The 21,421-nt window shown below is 61.7% G+C and carries 20 protein-coding genes, 1 pseudogene and 1 riboswitch; of the genes and pseudogenes, 14 read left to right on the forward strand and 7 right to left on the reverse strand.

From position 1 onward, the window contains the following. The first annotated feature begins 49 nt into the window (after positions 1-49). The 7 genes from BAUR9175_RS15840 (at position 50) to BAUR9175_RS15870 (ending at position 6,826) form a co-directional block, all read left to right on the forward strand. Positions 50-1,144, forward strand: coding sequence for a substrate-binding domain-containing protein (locus BAUR9175_RS15840; RefSeq protein ID WP_069600708.1), 1,095 nt, complete (start codon positions 50-52; stop codon positions 1,142-1,144). Positions 1,145-1,164: 20 nt separating this feature from the next. After that, a complete protein-coding gene (locus BAUR9175_RS15845) occupies positions 1,165-1,989 on the forward strand; it encodes an ATP-binding cassette domain-containing protein (protein WP_069600707.1) in 825 nt (274 codons plus the stop codon). Next, positions 1,986-3,197: a sugar ABC transporter permease gene (locus BAUR9175_RS15850; RefSeq protein WP_009885003.1), complete on the forward strand. Its 1,212-nt coding sequence runs from the start codon at positions 1,986-1,988 to the stop codon at positions 3,195-3,197. Before BAUR9175_RS15845 ends, BAUR9175_RS15850 begins: the two co-directional genes overlap by 4 nt. Positions 3,198-3,463: 266 nt before the next feature. Continuing rightward, positions 3,464-3,567, forward strand: a riboswitch (TPP riboswitch). After that, positions 3,555-4,421 carry a hydroxyethylthiazole kinase gene (thiM, locus tag BAUR9175_RS15855; protein ID WP_069600706.1) on the forward strand — a complete coding sequence of 289 codons (867 nt, stop codon included), beginning with the start codon at positions 3,555-3,557 and terminating at the stop codon, positions 4,419-4,421. It overlaps the preceding riboswitch by 13 nt. Next, positions 4,418-5,137 carry a thiamine phosphate synthase gene (gene thiE, locus BAUR9175_RS15860; RefSeq protein WP_009885001.1) on the forward strand — a complete coding sequence of 240 codons (720 nt, stop codon included), beginning with the start codon at positions 4,418-4,420 and terminating at the stop codon, positions 5,135-5,137. Before thiM ends, thiE begins: the two co-directional genes overlap by 4 nt. Then, positions 5,134-6,000 (forward strand): bifunctional hydroxymethylpyrimidine kinase/phosphomethylpyrimidine kinase, encoded by an 867-nt coding sequence (gene thiD / locus BAUR9175_RS15865; protein WP_096145962.1) that lies wholly within the window; start codon positions 5,134-5,136, stop codon positions 5,998-6,000. The genes thiE and thiD overlap by 4 nt, the downstream gene beginning before the upstream one ends. Before the next feature lie 94 nt (positions 6,001-6,094). Further along, positions 6,095-6,826 (forward strand): TenA family protein, encoded by a 732-nt coding sequence (locus BAUR9175_RS15870; RefSeq protein ID WP_096145963.1) that lies wholly within the window; start codon positions 6,095-6,097, stop codon positions 6,824-6,826. Positions 6,827-6,829: 3 nt separating this feature from the next. Here BAUR9175_RS15870 and BAUR9175_RS15875 read toward each other — a convergent pair whose 3' ends face one another. Next, entirely contained in the window at positions 6,830-7,363 is a 534-nt protein-coding gene (locus tag BAUR9175_RS15875; protein ID WP_101557623.1) for a DUF1648 domain-containing protein, read from the reverse strand. Between the two features lie 679 nt (positions 7,364-8,042). Here BAUR9175_RS15875 and BAUR9175_RS15880 point away from each other — a divergent pair. Continuing rightward, the gene (locus BAUR9175_RS15880) at positions 8,043-9,875 is read left to right on the forward strand and encodes a DUF222 domain-containing protein (RefSeq protein WP_241211499.1); all 1,833 of its coding nucleotides are present in this window, start codon (positions 8,043-8,045) and stop codon (positions 9,873-9,875) included. A gap of 58 nt (positions 9,876-9,933) precedes the next feature. Here the strand turns inward: BAUR9175_RS15880 and BAUR9175_RS15885 are convergent, their stop codons facing one another. From BAUR9175_RS15885 to nadA, 4 genes are read right to left on the reverse strand one after another with little or no spacing between them, the layout of a single operon-like run. After that, on the reverse strand, positions 9,934-11,148 hold the full coding sequence (locus BAUR9175_RS15885) for a cysteine desulfurase family protein (protein ID WP_101584433.1): 1,215 nt from the start codon (positions 11,146-11,148) through the stop codon (positions 9,934-9,936). A 1-nt stretch (position 11,149) separates the two neighbouring features. Beyond that, positions 11,150-12,073 (reverse strand): carboxylating nicotinate-nucleotide diphosphorylase, encoded by a 924-nt coding sequence (gene nadC / locus BAUR9175_RS15890; protein ID WP_101584435.1) that lies wholly within the window; start codon positions 12,071-12,073, stop codon positions 11,150-11,152. Then, positions 12,067-13,770 carry an L-aspartate oxidase gene (gene nadB / locus BAUR9175_RS15895; RefSeq protein ID WP_101584436.1) on the reverse strand — a complete coding sequence of 568 codons (1,704 nt, stop codon included), beginning with the start codon at positions 13,768-13,770 and terminating at the stop codon, positions 12,067-12,069. Before nadB ends, nadC begins: the two co-directional genes overlap by 7 nt. A gap of 7 nt (positions 13,771-13,777) precedes the next feature. Further along, positions 13,778-15,061: a quinolinate synthase NadA gene (gene nadA, locus BAUR9175_RS15900; protein ID WP_101584437.1), complete on the reverse strand. Its 1,284-nt coding sequence runs from the start codon at positions 15,059-15,061 to the stop codon at positions 13,778-13,780. Positions 15,062-15,367: 306 nt separating this feature from the next. Between nadA and panB the strand changes: the two genes are divergently transcribed. Together panB and panC are read left to right on the forward strand one after the other, a co-directional pair. Next, positions 15,368-16,306: a 3-methyl-2-oxobutanoate hydroxymethyltransferase gene (gene panB / locus BAUR9175_RS15905; RefSeq protein WP_009884992.1), complete on the forward strand. Its 939-nt coding sequence runs from the start codon at positions 15,368-15,370 to the stop codon at positions 16,304-16,306. After that, positions 16,306-17,157 (forward strand): pantoate--beta-alanine ligase, encoded by an 852-nt coding sequence (gene panC / locus BAUR9175_RS15910; RefSeq protein WP_101584438.1) that lies wholly within the window; start codon positions 16,306-16,308, stop codon positions 17,155-17,157. The genes panB and panC overlap by 1 nt, the downstream gene beginning before the upstream one ends. Positions 17,158-17,526: 369 nt before the next feature. On the opposite strand, the gene BAUR9175_RS15915 is transcribed toward panC, so the two are convergent. Both BAUR9175_RS15915 and BAUR9175_RS19210 read right to left on the reverse strand, forming a co-directional pair. Beyond that, entirely contained in the window at positions 17,527-17,871 is a 345-nt protein-coding gene (locus BAUR9175_RS15915) for a hypothetical protein (RefSeq protein WP_009885521.1), read from the reverse strand. Positions 17,872-17,928: 57 nt separating this feature from the next. Beyond that, positions 17,929-18,207 carry a hypothetical protein gene (locus tag BAUR9175_RS19210; protein WP_125178287.1) on the reverse strand — a complete coding sequence of 93 codons (279 nt, stop codon included), beginning with the start codon at positions 18,205-18,207 and terminating at the stop codon, positions 17,929-17,931. Between the two features lie 355 nt (positions 18,208-18,562). Between BAUR9175_RS19210 and BAUR9175_RS15920 the strand changes: the two genes are divergently transcribed. The 4 genes and pseudogenes from BAUR9175_RS15920 to BAUR9175_RS15935 form a co-directional block, all read left to right on the forward strand. Continuing rightward, positions 18,563-19,084, forward strand: coding sequence for a phospholipase A2 (locus BAUR9175_RS15920; RefSeq protein ID WP_081448683.1), 522 nt, complete (start codon positions 18,563-18,565; stop codon positions 19,082-19,084). Further along, entirely contained in the window at positions 19,078-19,332 is a 255-nt protein-coding gene (locus tag BAUR9175_RS15925; RefSeq protein ID WP_101584439.1) for a hypothetical protein, read from the forward strand. The genes BAUR9175_RS15920 and BAUR9175_RS15925 overlap by 7 nt, the downstream gene beginning before the upstream one ends. 78 nt (positions 19,333-19,410) lie before the next feature. Further along, positions 19,411-20,536, forward strand: a pseudogene (locus tag BAUR9175_RS15930) (ISL3 family transposase); the annotation flags it as partial. A 134-nt stretch (positions 20,537-20,670) separates the two neighbouring features. Beyond that, positions 20,671-21,421 (forward strand): ISL3 family transposase (locus tag BAUR9175_RS15935; RefSeq protein ID WP_146000922.1); only part of this gene is annotated, 751 nt, incomplete at its 3' end.

A 21,421-nucleotide genomic window follows, 5' to 3' on the forward strand; every position in this document is an offset into this window, starting at 1 on the left:
TTATTTTGAACAGCCTGACAACGTTGTCAGAAAAATTGAAAGGTTCACAATGAGGCACAACCTGCAGTCCCGGAAGAAGCTCGCCGTCCTCGGCGCCTCGGTTGCTATCGGCGCTCTTGCGCTCAGCGGCTGTGGGAGTCAGAAGGGCCAAGGCAATGAGGAATCCGGTGGCGGTTCGGGTGGAGACGGTGAAGTCACCATCGCCCTGCTCCTCCCGGAGTCCAAGACCACCCGCTACGAATCGCTGGACAAGCCGAACTTCGAGAAGTACGTCGCCGAAGCCAACCCTGATGCGAAGGTCGAATACCGCAACGCCAACCAGGACGCGACGCAGCAGCAACAGCAGTTTGAGGCTGCGGTGACCGAAGGCGTCGACGCCATCGTGCTCGACCCGGTCGATGCCTCGGCAGTGTCTTCGGCCCTGTCGAAGGCTCAAGCCAAGAAGATCCCGGTCATCGCCTATGACCGCTTCTTCGAAGGTGCGGACTACTACACCTCGTTCGACAACAAGAAGATCGGCAACCTGCAGGGCCAGGCCGTCCTCGACGGGCTCAAGGCCGAGGACAAAGACCCGAAGTCGGGACCGGTGTGGATGGTCAACGGAGATCCGAAGGACCCGAACGCCGCTGACTTCAAGGCCGGCGCCGAGGAGACCCTGAAGAAGGCCGGCGTCGACATCACCGAAAGCCATGACACCCTCGATTGGAACCCGGACGATGCCCGTCAGTGGGTCGAAGGCCAGCTGCAGAGTGCGGACAAAGAGCCGATCGCCATCTACTCAGCCAATGATGGAACTGCCGGTGGTGTCCTCGCCGCCACCAAGAAGGCCAAGGTGAAGCCGGTCGTCACCGGACAGGACGCTGAGGTCGACGGACTGCAGAACATCCTCAGGGGTGACCAGTACGCCACGATCTACAAGTCGATCCCACCACAGGCGGAGTTCGCTGCGAAGGCAGCCGTCGCCCTGGCCGGAGGCGAGGAGCCGAAGGCTGGAACAACCTACAAGGACACTCCGACGGACTTCGTCGAAGCCAAGGTCGTCACAACGGACACCGTCAAGGACATCGTCGGTGATCAGATCAAGGCGGAAGACATCTGCACCAAAGACGTGAAGAAGCTCTGCGAAGACGCCGGCGTCAAGTAGAAATCGGCGAGTAGGAACATATGAATTCTCAACCCACTGATCCGGCGCCCGCGAACTCGCGGGTGCCGGAGACCGGAGCCGAACCAGTCCTCGAGCTGCGCGGGATCAACAAACGATTCGGTGCGGTCCAGGCACTGACCGATATCAACCTGACCATCGGCCGCGGCGAAGTCGTCGGACTCGTCGGCGACAACGGCGCGGGCAAATCCACCCTGGTCAAGGTCATCGCCGGAGTCCACGGCGCCGACGAAGGTGAGATCATCCTGGGCGGGCGGTCCCAGAAATTCGCGGCGCCGAAGGACGCGCAGAAGGCGGGAGTCGCGACAGTCTTCCAGGACCTCTCGCTGTGCGAGAACCTCGACGTCGTCGCCAACCTGTTCCTCGGCCACGAGAAGACCCGCGGCGGTGTTCTCGACGAGGTCACCATGGAGGCCAAATCCTGGGAGCTGCTGCGCAGCCTCTCGGCCAAGATCCCCAGCGTGAGGGTGCCGATCGCGGCTCTCTCCGGCGGACAACGTCAGACGGTCGCGATTGCCAGGTCCCTCCTCGGCGAACCATCGATCGTGATGTTGGACGAGCCGACGGCGGCGCTCGGTGTGGCACAGACCGCCGAGGTGCTCAACCTCATCGAGCGCCTGCGAGAACGCGACCTCGGAGTGCTTTTGGTCAGCCACAACATGGCCGATGTGCAGGCCGTGTGCGACCGCGTCCACGTTCTGCGCTTGGGCAAGGATGCCGGTGACTTCCCCGGTGACGAGCGCACGGACGTGCTGGTCGCCGCGATCACGGGAGCCAACGACAATGTCGTGACTCAGCGAGCGACCCGGAGGGGTGAGCGCCGATGACCCGCAACTCGTTCATCACCGACGAACGCATTTCGAGCGAGGGGTTCTTCGCGACATTCGTGCGTCGAGTCAAGGAGGGCCAGCTCGGCTCATTTCCGGTGATTCTGGCGCTCATCGTCATCGTCATCGTCTTCCAATCGGCGAACAGCAAGTTCATCTCACCGGCCAACCTGGTCAACCTGTCCACGCAGGTCGCGTTCCTCGCGATCCTGGCGTTGGGCATCAACCTGATCCTGCTCCTCGGCGAGATCGACCTGTCGCTGGCGCAATTGGGTGGGCTCTCCGCCTCACTGCTGGGTGTGTTGGTGGTCAGGCAAGGGGTTCCGCCTCTGATCGCACTGGTCATCATGCTGGTATTGGGTCTCGTCGTCGGCGCGATCCAGGGCTGGTTCTTCGCGGTGGTCGGGATACCGGCCTTCGTGGTCACTTTGGCAGGGTTGCTGGCGTTCACCGGGCTGACGTTGACCACTCTGGGCGTGCAGAAGAACCTGTCGATGGCCGACACCTTCGCCTTCGACTTTGCGAGCTTCTACTTCCCGGCGATCTGGGCCTACGTATTCGGGGCAGTCGCCGTCATCGGCTTCGGTGCGGGGATCATCTACTCGAAGCTGCGCCGTCACAACGAGGGACTCGACAGTCCCAGCTGGACCTCGGTGATCGTGCGCATTGCCATCCTCACCGTCGTCGTGTTCGGGTTCCTCATCCTGGTCAACCAGGACTTCGGTCTGGCGATGCCGTTCTTCCTCATGATCGTCATCGCGATCGTCATCGATCTGGTGCTGCGCAAGACCAAGTACGGGCGCTCGATCTACGCGGTCGGCGGCAAGGTCGAAGCCGCCAGACGTGCGGGCATTCGGGTGACTTGGGTGCGCATCAGCGTGTTCATGGCCGCCGGTGTGCTGGCCGCATTGTTCGGCTTCATCAAGACCGGTGTGACGACCAACGCGGGATCGACGCTGGTGAGCACACAGGACCTGCTCAACGCGATCGCCGCAGCGGTCATCGGGGGCACCTCGCTCTTCGGTGGTCGCGGTACAGCCTGGGCAGCCGTACTCGGTGCCCTGGTCGTCGGTGCGATCAACAACGGTCTCTACCTCATCGGCTTCAACTCCGATGCACAGCAGATCATCACCGCGCTCGTCCTGCTCACGGCCGTCGTCATCGACGCACTGAGCCGCCGCGGACAAAGGTACGTCGGACGGGGTTAGCGAACGTCGGGGTTAGCGAGGGTCACGGTTAGCGCCGGTCGCGGTTAGCGCCGGTCGCCCTCTCGCCAAGCAAGCTCATCGAGCGGACCACTGAGCGTCGAAAGTACCAGTTGCAACTGGTGCCCCCGATGATCAGTGGTCCGCTCGATGTGTTGGCATATAGGCGCCGAGGTGGGCCCGGGTTCCGGTTTGCCCTTCTCAGGTTTCCGCTCGCGCTCCTCAGCGTTGCCGCTTCGCCCAACTTCAGACGTGCTGATACAGTCGTGGGCAATGACATGGGGTGCCTGACGTTGATCGCGTGAGGCTGAGAGGACACCCATCGAACCTGATCTGGGCCATACTAGCGAAGGGATCGTCATGGTTGACTTCGACCTGCGTTCTGCCAATGCACGACTGCGTGCGAGCAATCCACTCATCCAATGCATCACGAACACCGTTGTGCAGCAATTCAGCGCCAACGTGCTCCTGGCCGTCGGTGCCGCCCCGGCGATGCTCGACCACGAGGCCGATGCCGCACAGTTCACGCGCATCTCCAGCGGACTGCTGGTCAACTTCGGCACCGCCACGAATCAGCAGTTCCTTGCCGCTGACGCCGCCATCGACGCAGCCAATGAAGACTCCAAGCCGTGGGTCCTCGACCCGGTGAGCATTGGGGCGGTCGACTTCCGGACCACACGAATCCGTCGCGCGGCGAACTCTTCACCCACTGCCATCCGTGGCAACGCCTCCGAGATCGCGGCACTGGCCGGAGTGGGCCTGGGTGGTCGGGGAGTGGACTCCACCGACGAGGTTGATGCGGTGATTCCGGCCGCGGCCGAACTGGCCAAGTCCACCGGAGCAATCGTTGCCGTCTCAGGTCCCAAGGACGCGATCGTCGCTCACTTCGACGGGGCCGACCATGTCGCCCGCCTCGATGGGGGACACTCCTTTATGCCGCTGGTCATCGGCACCGGATGCTCTCTCGGCGCAGTCACCGCCGCGTATCTCGTGGGCGCAACGACCGCCTCGGCGAGGTTCGAGGCCGTGGTCGCAGCCCACGCTCACTTCAAGGTCGCCGGTGAGACCGCCGCCGAGGGTGCACGCGGACCCGGCAGCTTCTCCGTGAACTTCCTCGATGCGCTGCACACGATCACGGGTGATGATCTGGCTGGGGTCCACGTCGAATCAGACAGGGTCGAATCAAGTGCGATCGACGCCGAGGCGATCGACGGAGCACAGTCATGAGCGCCTCGTCTCCCGAGGCGAACACCCGCCTGGCCGGAATCGACGCTCGGCTCTACCTCGTCACCGATTCGGCACAGTGCCGCGAAGCTGGACGCAGCGTCGCCGATACCGTCCGCGAGGCTGTGGGCGGGGGAGTGGGGATCGTGCAAGTCCGCGACAAGGACATCGACGACGATGCGTTCTACACGTTGACTCGTGAGGTCATCGCAGCCGTCGACAGCGTTCTGGTCGACACGAACCGTCGTGTCCCCATCGTCCTCAACGACCGAGTCGCGGTCGCCCAGCGACTCCTCGCCGAGGGAGTAGAAGTCCACATTCACGTCGGACAGTCCGACACCCCGGTCGAAGAAGTACGCGAACTCATCGGCCCAGAACCGCTGCTCGGGCTGTCGGCGGCCAACAGCACCGAATTCGCAGCCGCCCGGGAATCCGGCGTCGTCGACCTCGTCGGCATCGGGCCCGTCTACGACACCACGACGAAAACCGACGCACCCGACGGGATCGGGCCCGACCGCCTCGGCGAGCTTGTGGGTGAAGCGGGACTTCCCGCGGTTGCCATCGGAGGGATCAGCACCGATCGTGCCGCCGAACTGAGGGGCCGCGGTCTGCTCGGGATCTGTGTGGTCTCTGCCATCTGCCGCGCCGAGGATCCGCGTGCCGCAGCCGAAGAACTGCTCGCGGAATTCGGCGACGGACTCGCGGAGGCAGCTCAGTGACCACACGGCCACCCATCGCACTGTCCATCGCAGGCACCGACCCCAGTGGGGGAGCCGGCATCCACGCCGACCTCAAGACCTTCACGGCCCGCGGGGTGCTGGGCACCACGGCCATCACCGCTCTGGTCGCGCAGAACACGCACGGCGTTTCGCGGGTCTATGGAATCGACGATGACTTCGTCTCCGACCAGCTCGACAGTGTGCTCAACGATATGCCCGTCGATGCCACGAAATCGGGGATGCTCGGCTCACGCTCCCTCGTCGAACTCGTCGTCGCACGAGCGGCCCAGGGCCAGCTGGGCTTCTACACCGTGGACCCGGTCATGGTCGCGACGTCCGGGCACCGCCTCCTCGAGGTCGATGCCGTGACCGCCGTCCGCGATCACCTGCTCCCGGTTTCCGACCTCATCACCCCGAACCTGCCCGAAGCTGCGCTGCTGATCGGCGACGACGAGCCCGTGGCGAAGAACCCGCAGGAGATGTTGGTCCAGGCCAGACAGCTCGTCCACCGCGGACCGCGCGCGGTGCTGCTCAAGGGTGGGCACGCGTTCGAGGGCGATGTCGCCGACGTTCTCGTCACCGCAGAAGGCACGGTCACTGAGTTCACCCACCCACGAGTGGAGACACCGAATACGCACGGAACCGGGTGCACATTGTCGGCCGCGATCACCGCCGAGGTGGCCGTGCTCAAGCGTGCACGTGCAGTTGACGATGTGAGCTCGGATCTCCTCCACGAAGCCGTCGACAATGCCCTGAACTATCTGGCTCGGGCGCTGAAGTCCGCCGCGAACTGGCAGGTCAGCTTCGATCCGAAGGGCGCTCACGGACCCGTCGACCACCAGGTCGACATCGTCCGCCGTTAGAACAACCAGTCACACACCCGGATGGGCTTGCCATCCGAATACCGCTCAAAGACGCTGTGGGACCGCCGAGGTCCCCTGAACAAGGGAGATATCAATGACGACAGACTTTTCCGCAGGCCCCCAGACCACTCAGCTGTGGGACCGTGTCCGCCCGATCGTCGAACAGATCGAGCGCCTGCCCTTCCTCGGCCAGCTCGCCGAGGGCAGCCTCGATGTGAAGGCCTTCACGAACTACATCATCCAAGACGGCATCTACCTCACCGGTTACGCGAAGGCGATGTCCTTCCTCGCCGCCGGAGCCAACGACCGGGACGAAGCACGATTCTGGGCCAGTTCGGCAGCCGAGGCCATCAGTGTGGAAGAGGAGATGCACGGTGAGCTGCTCGCCGATTCTCGCCTGGCCGCGTCCCACGATGAACTCGTCAACAGCGGAGCCGGTTTCAAGGCCTCACCCACCACCTTGGGCTACGTGTCCTACCTCGTGGCCACCGCTGCCAGCCGCTCCTATGGCGAAGGCGTGGCCGGAGTGCTGCCGTGCTTCTGGGTCTACGCACACATGGGCAAGGTCCTCGTCGAACGGGCCGGCCAGATGAGTGCTGACCACCCCTACCGCACCTGGGTCCAGACCTACGACTCACCTGAATTCGATGAGTCGACCCGGCAGGCCGTACAGCTGCTTGAACAGGAACTCACCAATGCCCCCGCCGAGGTGGCCGCAAGAATGCGTGCCACGTTCGAGCAGGCCTGTGTGTACGAACTCCACTTCTGGGCCTCTGCCCATGCGCTCCAAGGCTGGGATGCAGGAGTGTTCGTGCCGCAGAGCTGAGCACTAGTCGTTGGTGACGTCTGGTTTGAGACGGCGGAAGAGATTCCACAGTGCGATTGCGACGATGGCAAGGAAGATGCCGGTCGGGAGGAAGACAAGGGATTCCGGCCACGATCTGCCTAACCCGACGCTGAGCGTCTGCACAAGAGACAAGGCGAACAGCAGAGCGCAGGCACCAGCGGTGATTCGCATGAACTCCATCAGACAGTCGAAGAGATAGACGCGTTCGCCGCGTTGTATCCAGTACTCCTTGTGCGGAATGTTGACGAGGCTGAGCGGCATCTTCTCAAAGATCGAGCGAATTGAGAGCAGCACCGAGAGTCCCACTCCCAAAGGAACGAGCCACGCGAATACCTCACCCTTCGACGCCCAGTCGTCAGGTTGACCGTTTGCCCCGAAATGGCTCGGCACCTGGTCGGGTGCATTGAACCAAACCCAGAACGCGGTAGAGATGAGCACCGCCAGGGACGCCGCTGCGAAGATCAACGCAGCGGTTCCAGGGCGCCGGCTCGGATTCGGTCTCGTTGAGGAAGGCACATTGCCAGGCTATCCGGTGCCCGGTGCCAAGTGTCGGGTGCCCGATAGCCTGGTGCCCGGTGTCGGGAGAGATCAGGCCGGATGGCTCCCTGATGGACCGCTTCTGCCCGGAGGCGTGGGGCCCAATGAGCCCATCGCATGCCAACCGCGACGCAGGGTGGTCCACAGGAGCACATGGTCGACTTCTATCAGGGGGACTCGGTCGTGTCGCGGACAGGCAAAACGTCCGACGAAGAACACGACGGTAGCGAAACACATACCCATGATGAATAGAATCAGCAGATCCATGACGGCCTCCTCACACCCGTATCGAATGCATGTCTCCATTTTCCTCCCGGCCCGAAAAGAAAGATAGGTCCACCTGGCAACAAGTGGCCTGCATGCCATTTCCGGTTCCGCGCGTGTGAATGCTCGCGAGTGAATGCCTGTGAGGGGACGGAGCCGCAACCGTCTCCGCCCGACCAGGCCGGAGACGACCTTGGGGCATTGGTAGTGCCGCGTTCGATGGGAGGGATGCTGACCTGGGGCGTTGCAAACATCCCAAGATTTATGGGCCATCAATAGGTACAAGAATCAAATCATGATCGAACAAGATTCGAAAAAGAGGGTGCAAATAAGCGAAATGAATGTATAATTGAAAGAAGAGCAACGACGATGTTGGCGAATGGACTTCAGTACCATGACTCTCACCCCCGACCGCACCCCAGGAAACCCGGAAAAGCGTGACCCACGCTCCGATTCCAGTGATGCCGCCACGGGTCCAGACGCAGCTGATGTGTCTTCTGATGATGAGCTGACGTTGTTCGACCAGCTCAAAGACTCCAACCTCGACCTCACCGGCCACCCCCTCGCCAAAACCTTCGAAGCACTCGCGCCTGTACCCACCGGTGAACCCGATACGGCGAACGAGGCCGTAGAGCCAACAGCCGAGGGTGCGGAATCCGCTGATGATGGCGCGACCGACGACGTTCATGAAGCGGTGCCCGAAGACGCTCATGAAGCAGCGCCCGGCGATGACTCCGCCGTGGCCAGCACCGCACCGGCAGCCGATGGTTCAGGTAAGCCTGGCCCGACCGAAACTGGTTCGAGTACTCCGAGTCCTCACCCGCTGCTCTCGAGCGAGGAATGGACCGATCTCTCACGTTTTGCTCCCGAAGTCACGACCAGCCTCACCGCACTCAGCGGGCTCAAGGACGGGCTACGGACCTTCGACCGATTGATGGGTCCCGATGACGCGATCACACTCATCGACGGACTCGAAGCCCTCCACCGAGTCAACGAAGCACTATCCACCCTGGCATTGGCAGTATGTGAACGAGTGGGAACACCGACTGACTATGGTGCTAAAACAACGAAGGCCCTCATCCAAGACAGGTTGAACATCACCAGCCGCGAAGCCAACCGCCGCACCGACATGGCCAAAAACCTCGGCGGACGGGTGACTCTGACCGGGCAGCCACAAGCACCACTGTTTCCCACGGTCGCTGATGCCTTCAACGAAGGCCGACTCTCAGCCGATCAGGCCACGGTCATCAAGGACTGCTTGAAGAAACTACCCACCTGGACCACCCAAGCCAATCGCGACTACGCCGAAACAACACTCGTCGAGAAAGCACCAAGCGTGAGAGTCCATGACCTGCGAGCGATCTTCGCTCGGATCCTGGCCCATATTGATCCCGATGGTCAAGAACCCATCGATGCCACAGACCGGTCCATGTACAAGGTCACCATGCATGCCCGTGACAACGGTGACTGGGAACTCACGGGTCTCCTTGACCCCGTCACGGGCGGGCAACTCAACGGGCTGCTGACAGCACGAACCAAAATCGCAAACAACACCAGCAACAGCAGCGACAACAGCGCATCGGATGTGAACGAGTCCGGTGTCTTAGAAGACGGAACCCTCGTCGACATGACCGGGCAGAGGTTGAGTGCTCAGGAGTGGATCTACGAACGCTTCGCGACACTCATCGGCAGAATAGACATGACTCGTACCGGCCAAGGCGCCCAATACGCGTTAGTCGTCACCGCGAAGGCCGAAGACCTCGCGAACGGAACCGGTACCGGCACCACAGGTACTGAGAACCCGGTCCCGATCAGTGAACTGGCTCGCAATGGCCTCAACGGGGCGGTGTTCTTCGAACTCATTTCGGAGAAGGCGAAGACGATGCAGGTCGTGACGGAGAATCGGTTCGCGAATGCGAAACAGATCGCGGTCCTGACAGCACGTGATCAGGGGTGTACGTTCCCGGGATGTGATGCACCGCCGGGATGGTGCGATGCCCACCATATTGTTGAGTGGGCACAAGAAGGTCGAACGGATGTCAATAATATGACGTTGAGTTGTTCTGCCCATCACCACCTTCTGGACAGATCGGACTGGGAGACAGTGATGCTCAAAGACGGTAGACCCGCGTGGGTACCTCCGGCATCGATTGATCCGGCGAGGCGGCCGATATTGCATGCGAGGTTCGTGGCTCAAGAAGTCATCGACACACTCTTCGACGAATGACCGCTCAGACCGCTCAGGCCGCTCAGTCTGCTCAGACCGCTGGGGACGCTCAGGACGCTCAGGTGTAACTGAGAGCCAAATTCTTCACCGCAGCAGATACGGAATGCGCTGCCCGACGCCCCTCCTCGGCGGTGAAGCCTGCTGGGAAAGTAAAGCGCACACTCGTCTTCGCGACATCATCAGCAATACCTAGCGCGGTGAGCACATGCGATGGCTCATCTGACCCGACGGCGCAGGCGGAACCACTCGAAGCAGTGACGCCCAGGCGTTCAAGTTCGAGCAGTACGGACTCACCACTGGTGCCTGAGAAACAGAACGAAGCATGATTCGGAGTTCGCGAGCAGTCACTGCCTGTGAGGAACGCTCCGGAGACCGTGGTCAGCACCTCTGCGATGAAATCATCCCGGATGGCCAGGACACGGTCAGCGATCTCAACTCGCTCCGCCTCGGCGAGTTCCAACGCGGTGGCAAACGCGACGGCAAGGGCAACGTTCTCCGTCCCCGATCGACGCCCAGACTCCTGACCGCCACCGTGGATAAGCGGTTCAAGCGGGATCCGTGCGCGAATTGCAGCGACTCCGATACCTTTCGGCGCACCGACCTTGTGCCCGGCCAGGCTCATGGCATCGACGCCGAGTCCGCTCAGCGGGAGCCAACCCGCAGCCTGCACGGCATCGGTGTGGAACAGTGCGCCAGCATCGTGAGCAACCTTGGCCAGGGCTGCGATATCGGCGACCGTGCCGATCTCGTTGTTCACATACCCCAGGCTGACCAGGAGCGTGTCCTCGCGCAGTGCCGAACGGAGTGCCTCAACCGCGATCGTGCCATCGGGTCCGACGGGCACCACTGTGATCTCGAACCCGTGCCGACGAGCCAGGAAATCCGTCGCGGCGAGCACCGCCTCATGCTCCAGAGCAGAGGTCACGATATGTCGCCGAGGTGGCGGAGCGTCCGGTCCTGCACCGGGGTCAGCATCGCCATCGGCTAGAGCCCCGAGAGCGATACCGATGATCGCAAGATTGTCGGATTCGGTACCGCCGCTGGTGAAGACGATGTCAGTGCTGCGCATGCCGAGCACCTTCGCCACTCGTCTACGCGCGTCCTTGAGCGCGTCTGCCGAGGTGCGGCCGACCTCATGATGGCTCGAAGGATTGCCGAACGCACCAGTCAGATATGGCCAGGCCGCCTCGAGTGCCTCCCTGCGCACGGGTGCCGCCGAAGCAGTGTCGAGGTAGAGCGGTGCCTTCGCCTCTGGCTCCTGTTCGAGTCCCATCTCAGCTCAGCCCCACACTGCTGTCGGACTCAACTCCGCCGACCTCGGCTGTCAGGTCCAGGTCGAGTCCCAGGTCGATCGCGCGGACACTGTGAGTCAGTGCCCCGGAGGAGATGACGTCGACTCCGGTGGCGGCGATATCACCGACGGTCTCGAGAGAGACATTTCCGCTGGCCTCGACGATCGCTCGTCCGGCGATGAGCTCCACGCCGGCACGCAGAGCTGCCAGGGAGAAATTGTCGAGCATGATGATGTCGGCGCCGCCGTCGAGTACCGCCTGGATCTGCGCGAGGCGATCGACCTCAACCTCAATCGTCGTCGTATGCGACAGTCGGTCCCGAGCCGAGCGGATCGCGGCCGCTACATCTGCCCCCTCACCTGCGAGGACGGCCAGGTGATTGTCCTTGACCATGACCGCGTCCGAGAGTCCGAACCGGTGGTTGTGCCCACCGCCGCAGACCACCGCGTGCTTCTCAAAGGCCCGCAGGCCTGGTGTGGTTTTCCGGGTGTCGACGATGCGCACACCACGACCGTCCGTGTTCGTGCCTGCGGAATTCGACGATGCTGCATCGACGAAGGCTCTGGTCTGAGTCGCGATTCCGCTCATCCGCTGGCAGAAGTTCAGTGCGATCCGCTCGGCTCGCAGGACTGCTCGGGCGGGGCCCGACACTGTCGCCAACGTGTCACCAGCTGCGAAGGCATTGCCATCGGCGCTGGTCAGATCCACATCGACGCTCGGGTCGACAAGGGTGAAGGCACGAGCGAACACATCGATTCCAGCAAGGACTCCGGCCTCGCGTGCGCTCAGCTTCGCCGTCGCCGAGGCGGTGGCCGGGATGAACGTCTCACCGGTGATGTCGCCCCACGGTGCGTCCTCGTCGAGAGCGAGACGGAGAGCGGAGTTGATGGTCGTGGCGCTCAGCATGAGGCGGCCTCCTGAAGCAGGGAAGAGGTGGACATGAGGTCGACGGATTCGGGCCGTCGCGTCGACAGTGCGCCGGACGTGGGGAAGTCGGTGCGGGTGTGGGCACCTCGACTCTCCTGCCTGGCGAGGGCCTGAGCCGCGATGTATCGCGCAATATGCGCAAGATTCGCAGTCTCGAATCCTTCGCGGAGTTCGGCAGGTTCAACATCAGTGACGAGCGGCCTACCCTCGCCGAGGCGGTCGAGCACGGTGCGCAGTCCGTGTCCCTCTCGTTCCACGCCGAGGTGGGTCCACGCGAGTTCTTGGAGTTCCTCACGAGAGATCCGGTTGGAGGACGAACCGAGTTTCGTCGACAACGACAACGACGCTGCCGTCGCCGAATGCGATGCTCGGCTCGGTTCCGGTATCGGCCCCGTTCGCGTTTCGAACTCCGTCGCAATCGCCTCGGCCGCGCGGGCTCCGAAGACGGCTCCCTCGAGCAGGGAGTTCGAGGCCAGACGGTTGGCACCGTGCACACCGCTGCAGGCGACCTCGCCGACGGCGAAGAGTCCTGCGATGTTGGTGCGTCCGTCCAGGTCAGTGTTGATGCCGCCCATGAAGTAGTGGGCGGCCGGTGTGACCGGGATGAGATCGGCGGCCAGATCGAAACCATGAGCAGCCAGGCCGCGGGCGATGCTGGGAAAGTGAGTCACGACTTCGGGAACAGATCGGGCATCGAGATAGCAGGGGAGATCATTCTGTTCGGCCATTCTCCGGTGGATCGCCAAGGCCACGACATCACGGGGCGCCAGCTCACCTCGGCGATCGATGTCTGGCATGAACCGGTGACCGTTCGCGTCGAGGAGGAGAGCTCCGGCGCCACGGACCGCCTCGGAGATGAGGAACCCGGATCCGGCCAACGCGGTGGGATGGAATTGGTAGAACTCCATGTCGGACACGGCGGTTCCTGCACGGATCGCGGCGGCCAGTCCATCGCCGGTTGCGCCTTCAGGATTCGTCGTGTGGGCGTAGAGCTGACCCGCCCCACCTGTCGCCAGGATCACTGCATCGGCCGCGAGGAATTCGTGGACTCCGTTGCGCAGCAGCGACACTCCGGTGCACCTGCTCGTGTGTCTCGCTGGAGACCCCGCCGGCCCCGTAGGAACCACAGACCCCGCCGGCCCCGTAGGAACCGCAGAACCTGCAGGACCCGTAGCCTCCGAAGGCCCCGTAGGTGCGGTGACCAGGTCGAGAAGCATCGTGTGCTCGAGCAATCGGACCCTGCCGGCAGCGACTGCGGCACGAAGTGCGTTCGTCAGCGCCTCGATGATCGCTTTGCCGGTGGCGTCGCCTCCGGCATGGAGGATGCGCGGAATCGAATGCGCGCCCTCCAGGCCGCGCGACCATTCACCGGTCCTGTCGCGGTCGAAGTCGACACCTGCGGCCGCAAGCTCGAGGATTCGGTCAGGGCCCTCGGTACACAGCACGCGGACGGCGGCCTCATCGCCGAGCCCGGTACCGGCGACCAGGGTGTCGGCGACGTGGGCTTCGACGGTGTCATCGGCTGCGAGCACTCCGGCGATTCCGCCCTGGGCCATGGCCGTATTCGACTCGCCCACACCGTCTTTGGTCACCACGGTGACCTCGTGTCTGCCGGCCAGCCGCAGAGCGGTGGTCAGCCCGGCGATGCCGGAGCCGATGATGAGTACGTGACTCACGAGCCGCTCAGATCCGCGGCTTCGCGGCGAGCATCCGCTCCAGGGATACACGGGCCGGATCGGCCACCTCGGCGTCGACGGAGATCTGATTGATCACGGTGCCGTCGAGCAGCGATTCGAGGACCCAGGCGATGTAGCCGGGGTGGATCCGGTACATCGTCGAGCACGGGCACACGACGGGATCGAGGCAGAAGATGGTGTGCTCGGGATGCTCGGCCGCCAGCCGCTGAACGAGGTTGATCTCGGTGCCGATGGCGAACGTGGTCGGTTCGGTCGCCTCGGCGATGGCCTTCGTGATGTAGGCCGTCGACCCGGACTCATCGGCAGCGGCCACGGTTTCCTGTGGGCACTCGGGGTGGACGATGACGCGCACATCGGGGTGATCGACGCGTGCCTTGTCGATCTGTGCGGGGGTGAAGCGCTTGTGCACCGAGCAGAATCCCTGCCACAGGATGACCTTCGAGTCCTCGATGGTGCTGGGGGAGTTGTTGCCCAGGGGTCGAGCCGGGTTCCACAGTGGCATGGCCTCGATATCGATGCCCATGTTCAGAGCGGTGTTGCGGCCCAGGTGCTGGTCGGGGAAGAAGAGCACACGCTGACCGCGCTCGAAGGCCCACTCAAGGACCACCTCGGCGTTGGAGGAGGTGCACACGATGCCGCCGTTGCGGCCGCAGAATCCCTTGATCGCGGCCGAGGAATTCATGTAGGTCACCGGGATGACGGGCACCTTGCCGTCAGCATCAGGCTCGTCACCCAACAGATCGGTCAGCTGTTCCCAGCAGTCCTCGACCTGGTCGATGTCGGCCATATCAGCCATCGAGCAGCCGGCCGCGAGGTTGGGCAGGATGACCGACTGTTCGGGTGTGGAGAGCAGGTCAGCGGTCTCGGCCATGAAATGGACGCCGCAGAAGACGATCGCCTCGGCCTCGGGATGATTCTGGGCAGCCTTGGCGAGCATGAACGAGTCGCCGATGTAATCCGCGTGCTCGACGACCTCGACGCGCTGATAGTGGTGGCCGAGGATGACGACCCGGTCGCCGAGCTTCTCCTTGGCGCGGATGATCCGGTCATTGAGCTCGTCCGCCGAGGCATCCCGGTACTCAGCGGGGATCTCACCCTGGCGTGGGGCTGAGACGGGAATCGAATCGTCCATCGAAGCGCCGGGCCCATAGCCAGGCTTGGCGTCGACGTCCCACGGGGCATCGATGAGGTCGGTCGAACACATTTCGTCGTTCTTGCCCTTCGCGGAGATGTCCTTGAGGGTGAGCTCGATCGAGGCTGTTGTGGTCATCATCGTCCTTCGCAGAGTGGAGCGGCGCGCCCGTGGAACAGGTCAGCGCGCTCCCGGAGCAGAGCGGTAAGCTCCCGGAAAAGTTTTGCGCAGATTTGAGCTTAATCATCATTGCTCGTAATGTAAAACACCACCGTGCGGCGGACCAGGGTCGATGATCTAGTCTGGAAACTGGCTCGCAATCCGAGTCGACCCGAACGTGAACTCGCGCGATTCGGCCGGCACCACAGCCTGCCGCCGACTTGCGCATATGCGGCGCTGTCGCAGCGTTGCCAACCAGACGAAGGCCGACCGAAGAGGATGCCCATGCCCCTGCCCGATAGTCCGACACCAGATCGACCCGCACCTGCACAGCCTGAGAACTCCACATCCGACCAGCCCGAGATGACTCCGCCCTATGGGAGCGGCCCCGCATCCACTGCTGCTGCCGGTGCGGCTGCGGCACCACCTCGGCGGGTGCGGACTCTGGACCTCATCAAAGCCAAGACACAGGGCCGGCGCTGGGCGATGCTGACCAGCTACGACCAGTACACGGCCGCACTGTTCGAGCAGGCCGGCGTCGAGGTGCTGCTGGTCGGCGATTCCGCGGCGAACAATGTCTACGGCCACGAGACCACACTGCCCGTCACCGTCGATGAGCTCATCCCGCTGGCGCGAGCGGTCTCCAGTGCCACCTCTCGGGCGCTGATCGTCGCAGACCTTCCCTTCGGCAGCTATGAGATCTCCGATGAGCAGGCGGTCGCAACGGCCGTGCGCTTCATGAAGGAAGCCGGCGTCCACGCGGTCAAGCTCGAAGGGGGAGTGGCCGTGGCCTCGAGGATCAAGGCGATCACGACGGCAGGCATTCCGGTGATGGCCCACATCGGGTTCACGCCCCAGGCCGAGCACAACCTCGGCGGGTACAAGGTTCAGGGTCGTGGGGATGCCGGTGATGCGCTGCTGGCCGATGCTCGTGCCGTCGCCGAGGCGGGGGCATTCTCTGTGGTCATGGAGATGGTTCCAGCCGGGTTGGCTGGGCAGGTGACGGCGGAGATGACGATCCCGACTGTGGGGATCGGTGCCGGTGCCGACTGCGACGCCCAGGTGCTCGTCTGGCAGGACATGGCCGGTCTGCGGACCGGCAAAGCGCCACGGTTCGTCAAACGGTATGCCGACCTGCATTCGGTGCTCAGCGACGCTGTCGGTCGCTACGTCGATGAGGTTAAGAGCGGCGCATTCCCCGAGCCGGAGCGGAGTTTCGAGTGATGGAGGTCGGTGGAATCCAGGCCCTGCGCGCCTGGCGGAAGCGGCAGTCGGGCACCGTGTCACTCGTACCGACGATGGGTGCCCTGCACTCTGGGCATCAGGCACTGATGGACCGGGCCCGGGAATCGGGAGATTCGGTCGTGACGAGCATCTTCGTGAACCCGCTGCAGTTCGGCACCGACGAGGACTTCTTCCAATACCCGCGGCCGTTCGAGGCTGACTTGGAAGTCTGCGAGGCCGCCGGAGTGGACTTCGTCTTCGCCCCGGCGCTGGGGGAGATGTACCCGTCTGCACCCGAGGTCACCGTGTCATCCGGACGGATGGGAGCAGTATACGAAGGCGCTGCCAGGCCCGGACATTTCGACGGGGTTCTCACTGTCGTGGCTAAGCTCTTCACCCTGACGGCACCGGACTCCGCGGTGTTCGGACTCAAGGACATTCAGCAGTTCTGCCTGGTCAAGCGCCTGATCTCCGACCTCAACTTCGATATCGAGCTGATCGGCCTGCCTGTCGTCCGCGACGACGACGGTCTTGCCATGTCGAGTCGCAATGAATATCTCGCACCTGCCGATCGTGTCGCCGCATTGGCCATACCTCGTGCTTTGGATGCGGGAGCGCAGGCAGCCTCCGACGGATCGCCAGTGGGTGCCGAAGCCGCAGCGGAAGCGGTTCTTCAGGCCGCCGCTGAGCGAGGGGATCTCGAATTGGGCTACCTCGGCCTCGTTGATGCGACGACCTTCCGGCCGTGCGCACAGGACTTCGAAGGGCAGGGTCTGCTGCTCGTCTCTGCCACCGTCGGAGGGACTCATCTCATCGACAATGTGCCACTGGAATTCCACCGCTCTGTGTGAAATTCGAGTTGAATTGCTGGTCGGATAAGGCAGCGAAATTCCGCTGGCGGTATTGAAGAATGCCGCCGATATTTCTCCTTCGACACCGAATCGTGACCAGTTTATGAAAGAAATGTTAAGTCACTGAAATACGGCTCTTCGTAAACGAGAGTGTAGGTCGGTGATTCCAGATCACGGCGCACCCGAGCGCCTCGGGTTCGATGGGGATGTTCGTGCGTTTGCATGACCGGCGGTGCTCTACGCTGGGAGCGTGGTTGCAGTCGGATGATGTGTGGTGGGAGCGACGAGCGGAATAGTCGGCGGTCCCGTCCGCAAAAGACGGAACCGCCGAGAGCAATTGACTCATGCATCCTGTTCGCTGTCGAGCAGTTAACCGTGTAGGAAGATCGACGCTTCAGAGTAGCCGGTGTCACGAACTTCGCCCGGCTTCAGATCTGGGCGGTGGTCATAACTCGCAATCTGTATGCTGTCTTTCTGTTCTGCAGAAGCGACTACTGCGAATATTTCGACTAGCCGAGGCTCAGGAATTTGCCCGCGCTTCGCCCACGCGATGACCTCGTCGAGAGTTGCAACTGAAGTTTCGTATACGGCGACCGAAGTGAGATCCTGTGGATCGTTTTCGTCGCCATGCCAGAACGAAACGCGAAATGTGTCAGCAGTGGCTTCACGATCGATATCTCGCTCGTCAATCAGGTGAAAGACTTCGTCGTCCATGGGGACCTCGCAGTTCGTTTAGCCTGTCGATCTTTGATTTGCTTGGTAGATTGCAGTCTAAATCTTCTTCCAGACGGTCTTTGAGTTTGATCCTGTTCGCTTTCCCGAGAGTGAAGGATGACTGTTGATGATCAGTGTGCTGGTGGCGTTCCAGTATCCGGTGCCGCGTCCACCGTTGTAACCAGTCTTGGGCGTGTAGTAAGGGTTGGAGAACCCGGTGTTTGCCTTGACCGTAATGTTTGCGTCGCTCTTTGCCCGGCTCTGTGCTTTGCCGGCTTTCCCGCCGTTCTTCGAAGCTGGGTACAGGCTAAGAAGACCGCGGACTCGTAGCTTCACGGTCGTGCTGACTCCTTTCGATTCGCACTTATACGGCTCATCGTAAATAACGTCAGCGGATCTCTCCTTGAAGATGAAGACAAGGCTACAGCTCGGAAGTGGATTCAGGAGCAGTACGAAGAACGTGAGATTGGTGATCGTGGAAGACTCCCTAGGGATCTAGAGCAGGCTTGGCTTGATGCCGGGAAGCCTACAGCCTGAAACGTGAGATAGATCACAAGCCCCGCCTCCGTGTGAGACGGGGCTTTTTCGCTGAAAATAAAACTATGCAATCTACTTCGTACGTGCGATGTGTTAAGGCTGAGAAGGTGCGATCCTGGCAGTTCGTACACCCTCAGAGTAGAAAGAATCCGAGATGAAAGTAGTTGCAAGAACGGCCTACATTACTGCTGTGGCCCTTGTGGCACTCGCGCTGACCATGACAACAGGAATCGCGCCGGTCTCAGCCGCAGAGTCTGACGACATTGATCGGGAAGCAGTGAGCCGTCTGCATGAGGCTCTAGTTGAGCTGAAGGCCAGCGGGGAGGATGTCGAAGGAGACATCTCAGAAGATGCGTTGATTAAAGAGCTAAGCTCAACTGAGATTTCTGTTCAGGCGGCACCGAACGGATGCTCCACACCAAAGGCCCTTAAAAAAGCCGCGAAAAAGTGGAACAACCTCTTCAAGCCTGCATGCAATAGTCATGATAGATGTTACGGTAAGAACTCTAAAAAGAACCGCAATATTTGTGATGTAGAATTTCGTTCGGCCATGCAAAAGATATGCAAAAAACAGAAAAGCGGAAAAGCTACTTGTTACACTGTCGCAGTCGTATATTTTGAAGGTGTGCGAGCAGGTGGAAAGAAACACTACAAAGGAAAAGGAAACCCATGGTGATGCCGAAGAGTGTTCTAGTTAGAATTTTGTATATTGCATTGGCGGCAATCGGTGCTATTTTGCTGATCGTGTGCTTAGGTGCAACCGTATGGGCGGCGACTGCTGAGGACGGATGGGTAACGATTAATGCATTTATGATCGCGTCCTGGGTGTTGAGTTCACCATTTATATTGGGTGCTATCGCATGGTCAATCATTTTGTTCGTAGGAGGAAACACGAACAAGCAAGCGTCGAGCATGGAAGGCTGAACCTAATTAATTATTAGTTGTTCGGCGTGTTTTTCGAGCACCGGTCTTTCCTCAGGAATGATGATTGAAGGCCTGGAAGAGATTCAGCAACGCGGACTCGTCCGGTCCACCAGGATCCGCAAACTCATCCATCCCCCGATCGGGCTGAGCGCAGTGACTCTGGCCATCCGAATCCGCACCTACAGGTGCCCTGGGTGTCGGCAACGCTGGACCCAACCCGTGGACAAGGCGTGTGTCGGAAGGTCGAAGCTCTCGCGCACCGCACGCCACTGGGCACTGAAGTCCGTGGTCATCGATAAGATGAGCATCCACGTGATCGCGAAGAACCTCGCCACGTCGTGGAACACCGTGTGCACAGCCGTCCTCGACCTCGGCCGCCGGCTCCCGACTGGATGGAGTATCCACGATCGGCGTCGATGAGCACTGCTGGTCCCACCGCGGCATCGACCGGTGGGTAACTGTCATCGTCGACCTCACATCCCGGCCAGCGCGGCTCATCGACATCGTCCCTGGCCGTTCGGCCGAAGCCTTTGGGGACTGGCTAAGCAGCCAACCCGACGAGTTCAGGTCCGGCATCGACCACATTGCGATGGACGCCTTCGCCGGGTACAAGAAAGCCGCCACTGACGTTCTACCAGAAGCAACAACGGTCATGGATCCATTCCATGTCGTTGCTCTCGTTGGCACCAAGCTCGATGAAACGAGGAGACGACTCCAAACCGAGATCTATGGGCGTCGAGGCCACTCTGGTGACGATTTGTACGGGATAAGAAAGACGATCCGCACGAGAGTGGGACTGCTCACTGACAAGCAGAAACACCACCTCAACAGCGTCTTCGCTGCGGACAATCATGCTGCGCTGGTGGTGTGTTGGTAGTTCTACCAAGACACAATCGCCGCTTACGCCGGGCTCCCGCAACAGGGCAAGACGATCATGGCCGGACTGATCAATAAGCTGTCAGCAACGATCCCTGACGAGCTCATAGAATTGCGGAGCCTCCGCACGACGTTCCAGCGTCGCCGCGGCGATATTCTGGCGTATTTCGATCATCCGCGAACCTCGAACGGGCCCACGGAGGCGTTGAATGGAAGGCTGGAGCACCTGCGAGGCATCGCGCTGGGCTTTCGCAACCGAAGCAACTACCTCATTCGATCATTACTCCACGCAGGCGGAATGGATCGACTCCTACAGCCCTATTTATGAAGAGCCCTTAATCGGCTCTTCGTAATTGAGAGTGTAGATCGGTGATTCCAGAACACGGCGCGTCGCTGCCCGGATAGACGTCGAGGTCTTCCGATGATGGAAGTTCTCACACAGTCCATCCGAAAGACCTCGACATGGCCAAGCCTACTTTCTCGACCCCTGACCTCACGACATTCTGCCGACTCGACACCCTCGACCTCGCCTGCATCGGCCAGCACATCACCGGGCACAAGGCCATCCTGGAATGCCGGCCCAACACTGCTGATGACTGGTGCCGTCGGTGCGGTGGCCACGGGATCATTCGCGACACCGTCGTCCGCCAGCTGGCCCACGAACCCTTCGGCCACCGGCCGACCACGCTTCATATTCGCCTCCGCCGTTACAAATGCGTCGAGTGCGGCCGCGTATGGCGTCAAGACACTACAGCTGCGGCACCACCACGAGCGAAGATCTCTCGAACCGGCCTCGACTGGGCGCTGCGTGCTCTCGTCATCGACCACGACACCGTGTCCGTGATCGCAAGCAAACTCGCCGTGTCTTGGCACACCGCGAACTCCGCAATCCTCGCTGAAGGTCGCCGGCTGTTGATCAACGACCCGACCCGTTTCGGCGGGGTCACCGTGATCGGCGTCGACGAGCACGTATGGCGGCACACCCGGTGTGGCGACAAGTACGTCACCGTCATCATCGACCTCACCCCGATCAGCGAGGGAACAGGCCCAGCACGTCTGCTCGACATGATGCCCGGCCGGTCGAAACAGGTGTTCAAGCAATGGTTGAAAGCCCGTCCGAAGGACTGGCGTGATGGCATCGACGTCGTCGCGATGGACGGATTCTCCGGCTTCAAAACAGCCTCAGTTGAGGAACTGCCCGACGCTGTCGAAG

Origin of the sequence: Brevibacterium aurantiacum (assembly GCF_900169065.1) — a bacterium.
Taxonomy (GTDB): domain Bacteria; phylum Actinomycetota; class Actinomycetes; order Actinomycetales; family Brevibacteriaceae; genus Brevibacterium; species Brevibacterium aurantiacum.